The 16778-nt window shown below is 46.9% G+C and carries 16 protein-coding genes; 4 read left to right on the plus strand and 12 right to left on the minus strand.

Annotated features, from left to right (window positions below; translation table 11 throughout):
* The first annotated feature begins 152 nt into the window (after window positions 1-152).
* Window positions 153-1847, plus strand: coding sequence for a SulP family inorganic anion transporter (locus H6G45_RS07565; RefSeq protein WP_190597841.1), 1695 nt, complete (start codon window positions 153-155; stop codon window positions 1845-1847).
* Here the strand turns inward: H6G45_RS07565 and H6G45_RS07570 are convergent.
* Both H6G45_RS07570 and alr read right to left on the minus strand, forming a co-directional pair.
* Window positions 1796-4261 (minus strand): PAS domain S-box protein, encoded by a 2466-nt coding sequence (locus H6G45_RS07570; RefSeq protein ID WP_190597842.1) that lies wholly within the window; start codon window positions 4259-4261, stop codon window positions 1796-1798. The two genes, H6G45_RS07565 and H6G45_RS07570, sit on opposite strands and share 52 nt — an antisense overlap.
* 296 nt (window positions 4262-4557) lie before the next feature.
* Window positions 4558-5760, minus strand: a complete 1203-nt coding sequence (gene alr, locus H6G45_RS07575) for an alanine racemase (RefSeq protein WP_190597843.1) — start codon at window positions 5758-5760, stop codon at window positions 4558-4560.
* A 324-nt stretch (window positions 5761-6084) separates the two neighbouring features.
* Here alr and H6G45_RS07580 point away from each other — a divergent pair, with 324 nt between their 5' ends.
* Window positions 6085-6786, plus strand: coding sequence for an Abi family protein (locus H6G45_RS07580; protein WP_190597844.1), 702 nt, complete (start codon window positions 6085-6087; stop codon window positions 6784-6786).
* Window positions 6787-6859: 73 nt separating this feature from the next.
* Here the strand turns inward: H6G45_RS07580 and rpsR are convergent, their stop codons facing one another.
* The 6 genes from rpsR to H6G45_RS07610 form a co-directional block, all read right to left on the minus strand.
* Window positions 6860-7075 carry a 30S ribosomal protein S18 gene (rpsR, locus tag H6G45_RS07585; protein ID WP_010873737.1) on the minus strand — a complete coding sequence of 72 codons (216 nt, stop codon included), beginning with the start codon at window positions 7073-7075 and terminating at the stop codon, window positions 6860-6862.
* 96 nt (window positions 7076-7171) lie between these two features.
* Window positions 7172-7369 (minus strand): 50S ribosomal protein L33, encoded by a 198-nt coding sequence (gene rpmG, locus H6G45_RS07590; protein ID WP_010873736.1) that lies wholly within the window; start codon window positions 7367-7369, stop codon window positions 7172-7174.
* Window positions 7370-7464: 95 nt separating this feature from the next.
* Entirely contained in the window at window positions 7465-9369 is a 1905-nt protein-coding gene (locus H6G45_RS07595; RefSeq protein ID WP_190597845.1) for a S9 family peptidase, read from the minus strand.
* Between the two features lie 49 nt (window positions 9370-9418).
* Window positions 9419-9805, minus strand: coding sequence for a hypothetical protein (locus H6G45_RS07600; RefSeq protein WP_190597846.1), 387 nt, complete (start codon window positions 9803-9805; stop codon window positions 9419-9421).
* A 409-nt stretch (window positions 9806-10214) separates the two neighbouring features.
* Window positions 10215-11147, minus strand: coding sequence for an NAD-dependent epimerase/dehydratase family protein (locus tag H6G45_RS07605; RefSeq protein ID WP_190597847.1), 933 nt, complete (start codon window positions 11145-11147; stop codon window positions 10215-10217).
* Between the two features lie 268 nt (window positions 11148-11415).
* Window positions 11416-12027 carry a Uma2 family endonuclease gene (locus tag H6G45_RS07610; protein WP_190597848.1) on the minus strand — a complete coding sequence of 204 codons (612 nt, stop codon included), beginning with the start codon at window positions 12025-12027 and terminating at the stop codon, window positions 11416-11418.
* Window positions 12028-12178: 151 nt separating this feature from the next.
* On the opposite strand from H6G45_RS07610, the gene H6G45_RS07615 reads away from it, so the two are divergent.
* Entirely contained in the window at window positions 12179-13102 is a 924-nt protein-coding gene (locus tag H6G45_RS07615; RefSeq protein ID WP_190597849.1) for a phosphate ABC transporter substrate-binding protein, read from the plus strand.
* Window positions 13103-13116: 14 nt separating this feature from the next.
* Here the strand turns inward: H6G45_RS07615 and H6G45_RS07620 are convergent, their stop codons facing one another.
* The 3 genes from H6G45_RS07620 to H6G45_RS07630 all read right to left on the minus strand — a co-directional run bounded on the left by H6G45_RS07620 (window position 13117) and on the right by H6G45_RS07630 (window position 15177).
* On the minus strand, window positions 13117-13434 hold the full coding sequence (locus H6G45_RS07620) for a hypothetical protein (protein WP_242018091.1): 318 nt from the start codon (window positions 13432-13434) through the stop codon (window positions 13117-13119).
* A 33-nt stretch (window positions 13435-13467) separates the two neighbouring features.
* Window positions 13468-13800 (minus strand): MliC family protein, encoded by a 333-nt coding sequence (locus H6G45_RS07625; protein ID WP_190597850.1) that lies wholly within the window; start codon window positions 13798-13800, stop codon window positions 13468-13470.
* Between the two features lie 129 nt (window positions 13801-13929).
* Window positions 13930-15177: a methionine gamma-lyase family protein gene (locus tag H6G45_RS07630; RefSeq protein WP_190597851.1), complete on the minus strand. Its 1248-nt coding sequence runs from the start codon at window positions 15175-15177 to the stop codon at window positions 13930-13932.
* Window positions 15178-15397: 220 nt separating this feature from the next.
* Here H6G45_RS07630 and H6G45_RS07635 point away from each other — a divergent pair, with 220 nt between their 5' ends.
* Complete coding sequence (locus H6G45_RS07635) at window positions 15398-16243, plus strand: acyl-CoA desaturase (RefSeq protein WP_190597852.1); 846 nt, start codon at window positions 15398-15400, stop codon at window positions 16241-16243.
* 127 nt (window positions 16244-16370) lie between these two features.
* On the opposite strand, the gene H6G45_RS07640 is transcribed toward H6G45_RS07635, so the two are convergent.
* The gene (locus tag H6G45_RS07640) at window positions 16371-16733 is read right to left on the minus strand and encodes a hypothetical protein (RefSeq protein ID WP_190597853.1); all 363 of its coding nucleotides are present in this window, start codon (window positions 16731-16733) and stop codon (window positions 16371-16373) included.
* Window positions 16734-16778 lie beyond the last annotated feature (45 nt).

The raw sequence follows: 16778 nt of genomic DNA on the forward strand, positions 1-16778 counted from the left end.
TCACCATCAAAGGGTTAAGGCCAGGATCTCATATAGATTTCATCTATCTGTATCATTGTCTGAAACAAAAATCAGCCCTAGAATATTCTCTATGAAAATCTGTTTTGAATAGATTAAAGACTATGACTAACCCATTTTTGGGGAATTGAATAATGCAAATAACTAACAAAATTAATTTTAGGAACCTGCAGGGGGATATTTTTGGCGGGGTAACAGCGGCGGTGATTGCCCTCCCCATGGCCCTAGCTTTCGGGATTGCTTCTGGAGCGGGGGCCACGGCCGGACTCTGGGGGGCGGTGATTGTGGGTTTCTTTGCGGCCTTGTTTGGCGGCACCCCCACCTTGATTTCGGAACCCACTGGGCCCATGACTGTGGTACAGACGGCAGTTATTGCCAGTTTAGTAGCGGCGGATCCCGAGAATGGCTTAGCCATGGCCTTCACCGTGGTGATGATGGCGGGTCTGTTCCAGATTGCTTTTGGTTTGCTCAAATTGGGCAAATACGTCACCATGATGCCCTATACCGTCATTTCCGGCTTTATGTCCGGCATTGGCATTATTTTGGTGATTTTGCAGTTGGCCCCCTTCCTTGGCCAAGCTAATCCCAAGGGAGGAGTGATTGGCACCCTCCAGGCCCTACCGAATCTAGTTAGCAATGTCAGACCAGTGGAGACCCTATTGGCCCTGATGACGGTGGGCATTATTTGGTTTATGCCTTCCCGTTGGAAAAAGTTTGCTCCACCCCAATTGGTGGCTTTGGTGTTAGGGACAATTATTTCCATCACTCTGTTTGGCGATCTGGATATCCGTCGCATTGGCGAAATTCAGGCTGGCTTGCCCGCTCTACAACTACCAATGTTCCAGGCTGATCAGTTACAGAGGATGCTGATCGATGCGGCCGTTTTGGGGATGCTGGGCTGTATTGATGCCCTCCTGACTTCGGTGGTGGCGGATAGCTTGACCCGTACAGAACATAACTCCAACAAAGAATTAGTCGGCCAAGGCATCGGCAACGTGATGTCTGGTTTATTTGGTGGTTTGGGGGGAGCTGGGGCCACCATGGGGACGGTGGTAAATATCCAGTCCGGGGGACGCACAGCCCTGTCTGGCTTGATCCGGGCGATGGTGTTATTGGTGGTGATTCTTGGGGCGGCTAAATTGGCGGCTACCATTCCCCTGGCCGTATTGGCGGGTATTGCTTTCAAAGTTGGGGTGGACATTATTGACTGGGGTTTCCTCAAGCGGGCCCACCATGTCTCCATCAAAGGGGCATTGATTATGTATGCGGTCATTGCCCTGACGGTGCTGGTGGATCTAATTGCGGCAGTCGGTATTGGTGTATTTATTGCCAATATTCTCACCATTGACCGTATGAGTGCGTTGCAGTCCGAAGCGGTGAAAAGTATTAGCGACGCTGACGACGAAATTCTCCTTTCCGCCAATGAAAAACGTTGGTTAGATGAGGGGAATGGCCGGGTGTTGCTCTTCCAACTGAGTGGGCCGATGATTTTTGGGGTGGCTAAGGCGATCGCCAGGGAGCATAATGCCATTCAAGAATGTGACGCGATTGTTTTCGATGTTAGTGATGTACCCCATTTGGGAGTAACCGCTTCCCTGGCCCTAGAAAATGCCATTGAAGAGGCAGCAGAGAAAGGTCGAGCAGTGTACATTGTGGGAGCAACGGGCCAAACCAAACGGCGCCTGGAAAAATTAGAAGTGTTCCGCTTTGTACCCGAAAGTAATTGCTATATCGACCGCTCTGAAGCTCTCAAGGATGCTGTCCTAGCCTTGGGACCTCATGAAAGTGAGGACTCCCCTTCCAGTTCCTCCGTCCAGACCACATATTGATTTCTCCCCCGGCGTTTTGCTTCATACAGGGCCCGGTCTGCTTGCTCGATGAGGGTCCTGGGGGAATTTTCCTTAGAAGGAAACTGGGTGCTGATGCCTAAGCTAATGGTGATTTGCGCACCGATGGGGGAAGCTTCATGGGCGATCGCCAACTGGGCGATGGCATTAACAACTTTTTGCATTACCAGTAGAGCCCCTTCGCCGTCAGTTTCCGGCAGGATAATGGCAAATTCTTCTCCCCCAAAACGAGCTAGCAAATCCACCGGGCGACTCACTGACCTTCTTACCCCCCGAGCTACCCTAATCAAACAATTATCTCCCTGGGGATGGCCGTAACAGTCATTGTAATTTTTGAAATAATCGATATCAAATAAAATCAGCGATAACGGTTGTTGAGACCGGGATAATCTGCCCCATTCCTGCTTAATACGCACATTAAAACAGCGGCGGTTAGGGATTTTTGTTAGTCCATCAATATCCACTAGATAACTCAATTTTTTATTAAATCGTTCGAGGCGAATTTGAGCTTTTCTTAGAATTTTTTCGGCATTTTCTGCTCTCTCTTTTTCCGTAATTAGTAGATATTCCTTAGCTTTTTGTTCAGTAATATCTTTAATGTAACCGTGCCAAATAGTTCCCCCATCGCTTTCCCGCTGGGGAGTAGCGTAACCCAATACCCAGATAACCCTTCCTTCGGGAAAACAAACCCGGTATTCATAATACCAAGGGGTTAAGTTTGCCGCTGAAGTGTAAATTGATTGAAAAAGTCCATCTAATTCGTCGGGATGGAGCACTGCTAAAATTGCATCGGAATTGTCCCGCACTTCCTCAGGAGTAACGCCATAAATATCACGGATACCTTCGCTGGCATAGGGAAAGTGAAATGTGCCATTGGGACGCATCCTAAACTGATAAATTACCCCGGGAATATGACGAGCTAATTCCTGTAAACGTTGTTCTGATTCGAGGAGCTCGGTAATATCGTCTGAAATTCCTAATAGGTATTTTGCCCTACCCACTTCGTCCGCAATGGGGATTTTCTTGGTGTGTAGAATACGTACTCCCCCGTGACTGGTTTGAATAAATTCCCTAGGAATATCTTTAACTTTCCCTGTCAATAAAACTTTTTGGTCTTCTTGGATAAACCATTCAGCCTGCTCTTGCGGAAATAGATCGTAGTCGCTTTTTCCTAACACCTCTTCCTTGGTATAACCAATTAAATTTGCGCCAGCCTTATTTAATTCTAAAAATCTCAAATTTTCTGCATCTTTAACAAAGACCATGTCAGGAATATTTTCTACAATGGAAGCGAGGAAAGTTTTAATTTTTTGTAACTCTATTTCCGCTTCTTTTCGTTGGGTAATATCCTGGGCTGTGCCTAAGGTTTGCCAAAGTTGTCCTGTTTCTGTGCGGGTAAAAACTAAGTCTCGACTCAGGAGCCAACGCCATTGTTGCCTAGCATCCCTGACGCGATACTCAATTTCAAGTATTTCACCGTCCCTTAATTTTTGACAATTTTCGATGGCAGCTAAAATTCGTGGCAAGTCTTCTGGGTGGCAAATATTTGCAAACAAGCTGGCCCCCATTGCTTTAATTTCTTCAGGGGAATAACCCAAAAACTCACCTACAGAACGATTACTATAGGCATTACTTTGTTTAACATGGTCATATATGTATAGAAGACTAGGGGTTGCTTCAGCGATGCTTTCAATAAATTTCTGACTTTGTTTTAACGCTAGTTGGGTTTCTTTAAGGGTCGAGATATCCCGACCAACGGACTGAATTTCAATTAGTTGACCATTGTCATTGAAAATTCCCCGGTTAATCCATTGGGTGTAGCCAACTACGCCTCCCGCCCTTTGGTCCTGATTTTCATTGATAAATTGTGGCTCTTCTGGAGTTAAGGAGGCTATTTTTTCTAGTACTATGTTTAAATCTTCTTCGCTAATGAAATCCAGCCATTGCAAACCGATTACCTCCGCTAAAGAAAGCCCTAAAGCTTGACAAAGGGCGTCATTGGCAAAGGTGATGGTGGTATCCGGTTGGGAGCGCAAAATAAAATCTGTTTGATTTTGTACTACTTGTTGATACAATTCCTTTGAGCCTTGAAAGTCTTCCCTGTCCTGCTCTAGGGTTTGCTGCAACCGCAGGGCCATAGCATTAATGGCCTTGGCTAGCTGTTGAATTTCTGCAAAGGCCATTGGTTCAGACAGTGGCCTTTGCCAACCACCTCCGGCCAGACTCTGACTTGCAGTGACTAGTTGCCGTAGCGGTTTGATAACCGACCAAGCAATATAGAGGCTAGCTAGGGTGGGAATTAGGAAAATGACAATGCCCAAAACCAAAAAAAGAGGAACATTGTTATTAAGTTGGTCAAAAAAATCCAATTGTGGTGCTAACAAGAGCAAGACCATCCCAGTCAGCAAAACCTGGAGTACTGAGGGAAAAATAAGTACCCAATGCAAATAAATTGGTCTTTTTGATAAAAAATTACCCAATGCTAGTCAAAAATTCTTTATATCAATGGAAAGGTAAACATACTGAGAATTTAACAGTAGCTACCCACCACCATGGTAATTTGTTTTTTGGGTGATCGTCTGTTCGTGAGGGATCAACTGGTTGAAGTAATCGGCTTTAGGCCTTAGGAGCTTAGGAACTGGGCAATTTTTCTGGTCAAAAATGATAGCTGAAAGAGATTAACTACGCCTAATCAAACAAGAATGCGGGGTAGGCGATGTTTGAAGCCACAGAGAATTTCCCAGGAGATGGTACCCAAAGTGGAGGCCCAATGGTCTGCGGTGATTTGGCGATCGCCGTCTTGGCCAATGAGAGTGACCACTTCCCCCACTTGGGGGTTATCAATGCCCCGTAAATCCACCATCATTTGATCCATGGTGATAGCCCCGATTTGTTGCACCGGTCGGCCCCGCAGCAGCACTTCCAATTGATTGGAAAGATTACGGGGGACACCATCCGCATAGCCAATGCCCACCACCCCCATGGGCATGGTTTCTTCACTGACGAATTGGTGGCCGTAACTAACCCCAGTGCCGGGGGGAATGGTTCTGATCTGGGTGATTTTAGCCCGTACCGTTAATACGGGTTTTAAATCCAGGCGATCGCCTAAATGGGGGGCGGGATAAAGGCCATACAAACCCAAACCGACCCGGACCATGTCGTAGTGCCAAGCGGGGCCATGGAGGGTGGCCGCAGAGTTGGCTAAATGTAATTGGGGTATGGGCAATTGGGCTTGGCGCAAACTGGCGATCGCCGTGGTAAAACGCTGCTGTTGCTGGAGCATGGTGGCGGTGTTGGGGTCGTCCGCTGTGGCCAGATGGGAATATAAACTGGCTAGCTGTAGTTGGGGTAAAGATTGCACCAAACCAACAAAGTTGGCTGCCAGGGGCCAGGGGGTACCGAGCCGAGTCATGCCCGTATCTAACTTGAGATGTACTGGTAAAACCTTGCCCAACTTAGCCAAAATATCGTTAAACAATTGAGCTTGTTCTGGGGAGCAGAGGGTTGGTTGTAGCCGCCAATGGGCAATGGCTTCAATTTCCTCTGGGCTATTAATCCCCCCCAGGATCAAAATGGGGGCGGTGATGCCCGCTTCCCTCAGTTCGATGCCCTCCCCCAAAGTGGCGATCGCCAACCAATCGGCCCCAGCCTGTAACGCAGTTTGGGCCACTCGAATTGCTCCATGGCCATAGGCATCAGCTTTGACCACCGCCATCAAATTAGTTTTCGGCCCCACATACTGCCGGAACTGCTGGACGTTATGCACCAACGCCGCTTGGTCAATTTCCACCCAAGCCCGCTGACGAATCAATTCCGCCAAACGGTAGCCGGATAACGTTGACGAAACCCTAGAACTTTGTTCCGGGGAAGATTTAACGTCTCGACTCAAGACCATAAAGTTTACTCCTCTGCACCCAAATTCCCCAAGGGGATACGCCTAGGATAGGGGCAAAGTTGGAAAAGTTCCAGTTCCCCAGGATAGAAATTGGTTTACCCCAACCACAATTTCTGTGGCGAATGAATTTCACAGGTAAAGAAAAATGCAGCAACCATAAAAGCTACTGCATTTCCCTGTATTTTCTACCCGGAGGTAGAACGACGAATAATCGCCGTTTGAATAACCGGTCTAGAATTCACAGAATTATTCTTACCCTTGGATCGATAACAGCTATACTGACAGAGGATTAACCATGGGACTCAACTCTATTCTAACGAAACGGTGGATTTTCGGCAAATTCGACAACAGGAACTAAGGAAAGCCCTGTCATATCGAAGACTGGTTTCCTACCGTATTTCCAACAAAGAGAGTCACGCTGATATATTTGGGAATTATCTCTGGAATATTGCGTTGAGTGAGTGCTTTTATCCATTACTACAAAGCTATGAAATAACTTTAAGAAACCACTTTGACCATGCAATTTATTGTCTTTATGGTGAAGATTGGCTTCTTCCAACTACAAAAGCCCATTCATTTCTTTGTGATAAAGATAGGGAAAAAATTCAAAAGATCATTCAACGCCAAGGTAGAGAACTAAGGCATAATCAAATTCTTAGCTCTTTGACTCTGGGATTCTGGACAGCATTGTCCTACAGGGAATATGAACATAAGCAAAAACTTTATCCTGTCCTGTTTAAAAACAAAGACTTTATGCCCCAATTACCCAGATCTCTGAGAACTAGAGCAACGTTGTCCAATGAATTGGGAAATATCAATAAATTTAGGAACAAAATATTCCATCATGAACCAATCTGTAATAACTCCAAAATTAAGCAACAACACGACAAAATTCTTGAAGTAATTGGTTGGATGAGTCCAATAGTAGCGGAAATTACAAGAAGTCTATCTCGGTTTGATGAAATTCAAAAAAGCAAAGACAAATACTTGCAAATGGCGAGGGAGCTGCTAAAAGAAGAAAATTAGGGCCTAAAACGAAAAGACTTTCTCGACCCTAATTCACAGACATTGGAGTTTATTTAATTTTCTACGAAAAAAACTAAATTTCTTTGTTGACGAAAGGTAACAGAGCCACCAAACGGGAGCGCTTCACCGCAGTGGTTAAATCCCGTTGTTGTTTAGCGGTCAAACCAGTGATGCGCCGGGGGAGAATCTTGCCCCGTTCAGTGATGAATTTACGCAATAATTCCGTGTCTTTATAATCAATCGGTTGATTGGGGGGTAGGGGAGAAAGGCGTTTACGGTAGTAGTTCATGGAGATTAGCGAAAATAACTTGATAGGGTGCTAGTTTGGGCATCTCGGTTACAAAGCGGATACCGAACTAAGGAAAATAATCACAGACCAGGGAAATTATTTGGTTTCCTTGTGGATGGTGTGTTTGTTGCAATGGGTGCAGAATTTTTTCAGTTCCAACCGGGCGGTGGTGTTACGACGATTTTTCATCGTGGTGTAACGATTAACGCCATTAGAACGTTTGTCGGGGTTACTGCGGCACTCGGTGCATTCTAGGGTGATGACGAGGCGTGCCCCCTTACCTTTTTTAGCCATAACTGTTGCGGGAAGGAATACGGTAATTTATACGCAAACTCTGATTATTGCACAAATTAGCCTTGGGACAAAATTCGCTCCTTGGTAATGGGCCGTCAATCTGCGGCGGTGGTAAAGCCGAACACTTCGCCGTAGAAAGCGAGTTCCGACTCCAGGGCTTTTTTAATGTTGGCGGCGATGCGGAAGCCATGTTGTTCCTCGGGAAAAGCCACATATTCCACCTTAATGCCCTTGGCTTTGAGGGCTGCCACCATCATTTCCGTTTGGTTGGGGGGCACCACTTTATCCTCTAAACCTTGGAAAAAAATCACTGGGCAAGTAAGTTGCTCCGCATGGTTCACTGGCGATCGCCGTTCGTATAAATCCTTTCTTTCTGGATAGGGACCAATCAGACCATCTAGATAACGGGCCTCAAATTTGTGGGTATCGGTGGCTAGGGCAGTCAAATCGCTCACACCGTAATAGCTAGCCCCAGCTTTAAACGTATTGTGGAAAGTTAGGGCCGCCAGGGTGGTGTAACCCCCCGCACTACCGCCGGAAATAGCCAGTTGCTCCCCATCAACTAGACCTTGGTCTGCCAGGTAACGGGCCGCACTGACACAATCCGCCACATCGACAATGCCCCACTGCCCATTCAACCGTTGACGATAATCCCGGCCATAGCCCGTACTGCCTCCGTAATTGACATCCACATAGGCGAAACCCCGACTAGTCCAATACTGAATTTTTAAACTCAGGGAATTGCCGGCCGCTGCGGTGGGGCCACCATGGCTTTTGACCAAGAGGGGAGGAAGGGCATCGGGGGGGCCTTGAAAATCACCGTTGGTGGGGGGATAGTACCAGGCATGGGCAGTTTGCCCATCATCACTGGCAAAACTGATTGCTTGGGGCCGGGCAAGGTAGGCCGGATCGAGGTCAAAATCGCTGGCCACTTTGAGAATTTCCGTTTCCTGGGCTTCCACCGCCAGGGCAATTACCGCCGAGGATGTGGTGGGGCCACTGCCGATGAACCAGAGGGTTTTGCCGTCACTGCACAGGGAAGAATAATTGCTGTAGGGCAGTCCCAAAATGCTTAACTGTTTACGGGAAGGTTTAAGTTTGCCCAACTGCCAAGCACCATCCTGGGTGAAGGTACAAATAATAGTGTCAACATCAACAAAGGTATAACTCCGCAGGCCGAATACCCAATGGGGATAGGCAAATTCTGCGTCGAGGGGAAAAACGTTATCCACTTCCCCTTTGTGATAGCGGTACAAATTCCACCAATCGGATCGATCGCCGACAAAATATAAACTGCCGTCGGGGCACCATTGGGGTTCATGGATGGATTCGTTACCTGTCTGCCCAGCAATGATTTTAAGATTACTGAGGTTTCCTGCTTGGTCAATGTCGGCCAACCATAGCTGGGTCCCATCCCAGGGCATATTCGGATGGTCCCAGGTAATCCAAGCCAATTTCTGCCCATCGGGACTAAGGCGGGGGGAAGAATAAAAATCATGGCCCGTGGCGATCGCCGTGACTTCTCCGTTTTCTAGGCTAATGGCGGCGAGAAAATTTTCCGGTTCTTTTTCTTCTGCATTGTGACGTTCACCAACAGCAATTAACCTTTGTCTGGGTTGATCCAAGACAAAATCAGCAAAACGGCAGTCCGGTGTATGGGTCAACTGATGTGGTTCCTGCCCCAAGCCTTGGACGTAAACCTGTTGGTCGCTGAAATTACTGAAATAAATCCCATTTTCCGTGACTAAAAAGGCTCCACCACCATATTCGTGCACCCTGGTGCGGACATTGAAGGGAGCCGGGGTGACATCCCGCACAGTGCCATCGGCTCGACGTTGCACCAACACATTACGTCCTTTTTCCGCCGGTCTCGCTTCCAGCCAAAACAAATCCCCGCCGCTGTTTTGCACCGCTCCCAAACCAATACTCCCAGCCAACAGAGCATCGGCCGTAATTGGCGATCGCCAGGAACCATAGTCAGAAGTCTTTGGGGTTTTCATAAATCGCAAGGAGAAGAGATGCGTATCTTAATACAAAAAAGTGAAGCTATTAAGATTTGGATGTGGCAATAAGAATAATACCACTCAAAAATACAAAACCACCTATGGTGTTTTGATTGTTTATTTTGTTGAAATTAGATGAACGACCAAATGTCGAACCAGCAGAGGTATTCATATTGACTCCAATTAAGGATATAGCTAAACCTGCTAACAATAAAATAGCCCCAAATGATTGTTGTTTTAATGAGTAGTCTGATTTGTCAGTGTTACCTTGGCTTTTTTTAATGAAATCTTCATACTCCTCAAAATTTATTCTAACAATTTTGTCAGAGTCCCATAGGTGAATAATAATTTCATTATTTACTTTTTTTGTCTTCCTAATATTGCTAGGTTTTGTTCCAATTATTTTAGACAAATGAACTCTACTAATAAACATTTTTTACGAAGGTTATAAATTACTTTGTTTTTCGAGTACGGTTAATAGTAATTTTGACTTAGTGTAGAGATGTTTGCTAAGTTGATTTTCATTTCCCTTTCAGTATACAGAAATAGGCAACTGGGCGATCGTTTTAATTGACTTCATCGTGAGCTCCGATATCAATTAGAACTATTTCTTCTTGTAGCCTACCTTCCGCGAATAGTACACTTTTGTTTGAAATCGAGTACGACAGCAAGCCTATTTCGGGGTTTGCCTCTTCACTCCCAGGTAAGTTGTACAAGAAGACTGCGCTATATTTAGTGTTTTCATCTAAATTTCGTAACTATCGGTAGAGGCTGCAGAATGTAGGCTGTAGGGTTTCATGATTTTTCTCAAAGTTAAAAACGATACGACAATCGTATTCAATTTAAGCAACAGTTTCAGGCACTAACTTTTCCTGTTCTGTCCAGAACCATTTGATCGTTTTTGCCAAGCCTTGATCCAAGCCGGTTAGCTGCAAATCCGGCATGAGACCCTGGAGTTTTTTCACCCCTAAGCATTTAGACTTAGCCCCCACATAACGGCTGGTGTCAAATTCAATCAAATTGAAGTCGTAGCCCACTTCCTGGCAAATTAACTCCGCAAAACGACGAATGGTAAACTCTTCCCCGGCACCAATATTAACCAAATCATTATCCACAGTGGCCGCCAGTTCCAGGGCAATACGGGCAAAATCCTCCACAAAGACCAGTTCCCGCCGCTGATAACCATCTCCCCAGAGAGTAACCGTTTCACCGTAGAGCTTACCCCGGATAATTTTGCGAATCAGGTCAAAAATAAAGTGCATTTGCCGTCCGTCGGTGTGGTAACCGGGGCCATATAACGTTGAAGGCACTAGGCAGAGGTATTTCAGCCCATATTGTTTTTGTAATGCCAAAGCCCCCGCATAGAGCATCCTTTTGGTCATGGCGTAGGTGAACAAACTGTCAATGGGTAAACCAGTGAGGTAATATTCCTCCTCCAAGGGCAAATTTGGGTCATAGGCGCAACTGGTGCCCATAAAAATCAACTTCGCCTGGGGTTGTTGACCGTGCCACCAATCTAGGACGTTAGTGTTTAATTTTTGGTTGATCAACCACTGTTCCCCCGGATGGGACAAACAAAAATCTCCGGCTTGGGTCCAGGCAGCTAGGTGATAAATTTGGTCAAAACTGCCGGGAGCAAACTGATGTAGAGAATCCGGTTGGGTCAGGTCACAGTTGCGGGAATTGATTTTGGTTAGCTCATGGCTCTGGGCCTCAAGTTGATTGCAGAGGGTTGTGCCCAAAAAGCCTGTGCCGCCGGTGACCAAAATTTTCATTCGCTTACCTTGCTCGAATCTCAAAATTATTCTGTTTCACCATCATACAAGGGCAGGTGGAGATAGCTCTATTTTGATTTTTGTCAAGTAGTTGAAACAGAAGTAAGAGATGACCTAGAAGAAAGAAGCATCACTAAAATTATGGATAAAGGCGTTAGGATTGGCGACAAGACCTTGAGAACCATTGAAGTAATCACGCCAAAAGAGTCATTTCAATAGTTGATAAATCTCAACCTATAAATTAAGAAAAAAGGGAGAAATATAGTGATTAAACCGGAAAAATTCTCTTAAGAGACAGGGTAAATCCCGGTAAAATTTCTTCCCCTGATAGTGTATCTGGATTTTGTAAAACTTCGACAGCTTGCCCGGGGCGATAAATTTCTACCCGTTTATTTTGGGGGTCGATTAACCAACCTAATTTTGCCCCGTTCTCCATATATTCCTCCATCTTTTCCTGGAGTTTTTTGAGACTGTCGGTTTTAGACCGCAACTCCACGACAAAATCAGGACAGAGGGGAATAAATCCTTCCCTTTCTTCTTGGGTAAGGGACTCCCAGCGTTCCCTAGCAACCCAAGAAGCATCCGGCGATCGGTTGGCACCATTGGGCAACTCAAAACCCGTGGAGGAGTCAAATGCTTCCCCTAAATTGTCGTTAGCTTCAAACCAATAACTAAGCTGACCGGCAAGGTTAAGATTACGCTTACCAGTTTCGCCGCCGGTGGGAGGATTCACAATCAAAACTCCTGTTGCAGTGCGTTCTAGTCTTAAGTCTCGATTGGCGATCGCCAACTGGGCAAATTGCTCTGGGGTGACCTGGAGTGAGATCTGGTCGGGAAGATTGAGGGAAACTAATTTTCGGCGATCGAGGGTTGACACCATAACGATTAACCCGACAGGGGAAGTGTGTTTTGATATTAAAGTTTATTGGGGGAGCTAGACGGAATTACACCAAGATTAAGTAAAGGTTAACCGAAGCTAAATAGGCTATGATTTTTCCACTTCAATGGCATAGAGTTGGGAGCAATGACCCATGGGGCAAAAAAATGAAGCAGTTATCTTAATCGGAGCTTTAGCCATTACCGGAGTGGTGGTGGCGGGGGGCGGTTGGTGGCTATGGCAACGGTTCCACGCTGGCGATGAAAACCCAGGGGCGATGGTTGGTGAACCGAGCAAATTACCTCCTCCTCCAGAATTACAAGCTGCCGATGCGTTCCTCGCCCCAGCCCAAGTTTCAGCAGGCACCAAGGTGATCATTGATGGTTCCACCACCATGGTCAATATCAATGAGGCATTAAAAAATCAATTCCAGCAAACTTTTCCCGGCACAGTGGTGCAAACCGATGCCCAGGGCACCGATAAGGGGGTTGTTAGCCTAATTCTGGGCAAAGTGGATGTGGCGGCAAGTTCTCGCCCCCTCACTCCCCAGGAGCAAAGCCAGGGCTTAGCAGCGGTGCCGGTGGCCAGCGACACGATCGCCGTGATGGTAGGCAGGGAAAATCTTTTCAACCGGGGTCTAACGTTGGCCCAACTACGGGATATTTTTACCGGAAAAATCACTAATTGGTCTGAGGTGGGGGGACCAAACAGTGCCATTCAGGTGATCAATCGACCTTCTGAAAGCGGCACCCAACAAACCTTCGCCGCCCAGGTTTTACAGGGGCAAACTTTTGGCCAGGGCGCAAATTTCCAAACCATGCCCAGGGATGCCACCACCCCCATCATTCGGGCCTTGGGTAGTAACGGCATCAGCTACGCCACCTATGGACAGGTAGAGAACCAGCAAACCGCCAAAATTTTGCCCATTGACAGCCTCAGTCCCAACCAGGAGAATTATCCCCTGCGACGGCAATTGTTTTATTTTTACAAAACGCCCCCCTCTCCCCAGGTGGAAGCATTTTTGGGTTTTGCCACCAGTCCCCAGGGTCAACAGGCGATCGCCAATGCCTTTGAATAGGCCTATGGCTCCTATCAGTTCATATCACGGTAATTGAAATCATCTTGATCTTTGTATTCATACTGGTTGTCATTCTCATACTCATTGTCTTGTTCGTAGTCTAGGCTATTGTCATTGACGGATTTTTCCTCGGTTAAATCCTGATAATTTTCCTGGTCCATGTCTTTGTAATCCACTTGGTCCGCATCTTCGTAACCAAAGGGATTATGGGGATTTTCCACTTCCCCCGCATGGACGGGGACAAACACCAACGCCCCAGCCCCAAAACTGAGTAGGGCTGCCAATAAGACAATGGGCGATCGCCGGCGGAGAGTAGGGGAGTTATTGACCATGACATTGATGTCCTAATGAAGGGATGAAAGTGACTAGATTTTGACGCAATCCTGCCATTTAACGGTGCCGCCTTCCTCCACTAGGGCAGTATTCCCCTTAGACCAAACCGTCAGGGAACCATTACTGTACTTAGTGCCAGAGGCTGATTCTGCTTGGGGGAGCACCATTGTCCGCCCATCCGGCAGGGTAACTTCAATGGCAGGGCCTGCCATCATTTTAATCAACAGCGTTTCGGTCGGGGAGCAGTAGTAGGTTTGGGTCTCCTGTGCGTAGCTGGGCATTGCTAGGCCCAGGCCACCAAGAATTAGGGCAACTAGGGCAACTTTAGCGGGGCGACCCAAAAGGGCAGAATAATAATTTTTCATAACCAATCGTGTCAATCACGCCTCCAAATACTGTGGCTGTTTTGACCAGCTAACCCAATTGTAGGCTTGGCAATGGAGTTCCTGAGTTTGCCACAGACCACTTCCCCAAACGGCTGATGTCCTGATAATTCAAGGTTTTTCGTCCTTCTCCAGCGCTTCAAAGGCGGCCAGGATTTCCTCCAAGGCGATCGCCATGTGGGTCCAGTGGGTGCCTCCCTGGCAAAAAACAGTGTAGGGTTCCCGCAATGGACCATCAGCGGACAACTCAGAGGTACTGCCGTCAATAAAGGTGCCCCCGGCCATCACCACCTCACTAGCGTAACCAGGCATGGCGGCCGGTACGGGCTGGAGATAGGAACTGATGGGGGAAGCCCCCTGGAGCGCTCGGCAAAAGGCAATTAATTTTTCTGGACTGCCCAACTGAATCGCTTGGATTACGTCCCGGCGGGGGGCCAAGGGGGCCGGATTAACCGGGTAGCCCAATTGGTCAAATACATAGGCTAGTAAATGGTTACATTTCATCGCTTCCCCCACCATCTGCGGAGCCAGGAATAAGCCTTGGTAGAGGAGGCGATTTTGGTCAAAGGTGGCTCCCCCTTCCAGGCCAATGCCTGGAGCGGTCAATCTATAGGCCCCTGCTTCTACCCACTCTGCCTTCCCTGCTAAATACCCTCCGGCAGTGACAATGGTGCCCCCGGGATTTTTGATTAAGGAGCCCGCCATCAAATCTGCCCCGATCGCCGTAGGTTCCACTGTCTCGATGAATTCCCCATAGCAGTTGTCCACAAAACAAAGGGTATGGGGATTTTGGGCTTTAACAATTTCGATAATTCTGGCAATGTCGGCGATCGCCAAACTGGGGCGCCAACTGTAACCACAGGAGCGTTGAATTAAAACTAACCTGGTTTCCGGACGCACCGCCGTTTCCAGCCCCTGCCAGTCCACCGTACCGGCCGCCGCGAGGGGCAATTGACGATAAGAAATGTTAAAGTCAGCGAGGGAGCCTTGACAACTTCCCCTAAGACCAATCACTTCTTCGAGGGTGTCGTAAGGAGCACCCACCGCCGACAGTAGTTCATCCCCCGGTCGCAAAATGCCGTACAACGCACAGGCGATCGCATGGGTTCCAGAAACAAACTGTACCCGCACAGCGGCCGACTCCGCCCCCATCACCTCTGCAAAAACCCTATCCAGGGTATCTCTACCTAGGTCGTCGTGGCCATAACCACTCACCCCCGCAAAGTGCTGTACCCCAACCCGATGGTGACGAAAAGCCTCTATGACTTTGTATAGATTTTGCTTGACCTTTGCGTCGATTTCCGAAAAGATTGGGACTAGGTTTTCTTCTGCTTGTTTAAGTAGTCCTGAATATTTCATTAAGATATTATTTAACTTTTGATGATGTTTGGGAATTCCCCTTAAACTATCTTCCAATCCCCGAGATCATCAACGATTCGATTTTCTTTGCTGATTGGTAAATTCCGGCGATGTTAAACCCATTAAACATTGAATACCTATATTTAAGCAAACTTTCCGACAATAGTTTAATCGTTTTTAGCAAGCGCCAATTATTCCGTTTTTTCGTTAGGTTTTTTTCATGACTGCTGCTCTTCCCAACGATTCCAAGCCCAAGCTAACTCCTGCTTGGACTGTGATCTTCTTTTTCACCTCCATTCATTTGGTGGCCCTTTTGGCTTTCCTCCCCCAGTTTTTTAGTTGGAAAGCAGTGGGGGTGGCTTTCTTACTCTATGTGATTACCGGCGGTGTCGGCATTACCCTGGGTTTCCACCGTTGCATTTCCCACCGTAGTTTTAACGTTCCTAAATGGTTGGAATATGTTTTCGTAGTCTGTGGCACCCTGGCTTGTCAGGGGGGCGTATTCGAGTGGGTTGGTTTACACCGCATGCACCACAAATTTTCCGATACTAATCCTGATCCCCACGACTCCAATAAAGGGTTTTGGTGGAGCCACATGGGCTGGATGATGTTTGAAATTCCTGCAAAGCAAGATATTCCCCGCTACACCAAAGATATTCAAGACGATAAATTTTATCAATTTTGCCAGAATAATTTAGTTCCTATTCAAGTGGTCCTGGGCTTGATTCTTTATGCCTTCGGTGGCTGGCCCTTTGTTATTTGGGGCATTTTTGTCCGCCTCGTGTTTGTTTTCCACTTCACTTGGTTTGTTAATAGTGCCACCCATAAATTTGGTTACGTTAGCCATGAATCTGATGATTATTCCCGTAATTGTTGGTGGGTGGCTTTGTTAACTTTTGGGGAAGGCTGGCACAATAATCACCACGCTTACCAATATTCCGCTCGCCATGGTTTGCGGTGGTGGGAAGTGGATTTAACTTGGATGACCATCAAAGCCCTATCTTTCCTTGGCTTAGCTAAGGATATTAAGCTGCCCCCAGAAACGGCGTTGGCCAATAAAACCTAGGCAATAATTTGACGGCATTCAGATAGTTCTCAAGCAGCGTTAAATTTTTCCAAAAACAATTATCTCCCTGTTGACTTAATTAAAGTTTAGACAGGGTTTTTTTATTGTCGTTAACCTAAGAGAAATATTAGTAATAAAAATACTCCTGACGATGGCGTTGATGGTGCCAATTATTATTATCCCGACGCTCCCAACCATTCACCCGGCAGTTAACACAATTATTACCGCCATTGATAATAGTTAATTCGTCCTTGCCCCGATAATTGCGATTGTAGTTGTGGCCTCTGTAGTAACCGTTGGGATAGGTATTGCTGCGATTAGGCATAAAAATTGGCTGGCTAAAGCCTGGGGTGCCAATCCGATCGCCGGAATTGCTGTAGCCGGAATTGTTGTAGCGGTTATAGTTGCGGAATTGGGCGTTGGCACTGGGGGCAAAACTGGCCACAAGGCCAAGGGTGGCGATCGCCGTAAGTAGATGGTTGAGTTTCATGGTGTAAATCTCCGGGTAAGGGGGTTATGGCTAGCAATCCCGTTA

This window comes from Synechocystis sp. FACHB-383 (genome assembly GCF_014698605.1).
Taxonomy (GTDB): Bacteria; Cyanobacteriota; Cyanobacteriia; order Cyanobacteriales; family Microcystaceae; genus Synechocystis; species Synechocystis salina.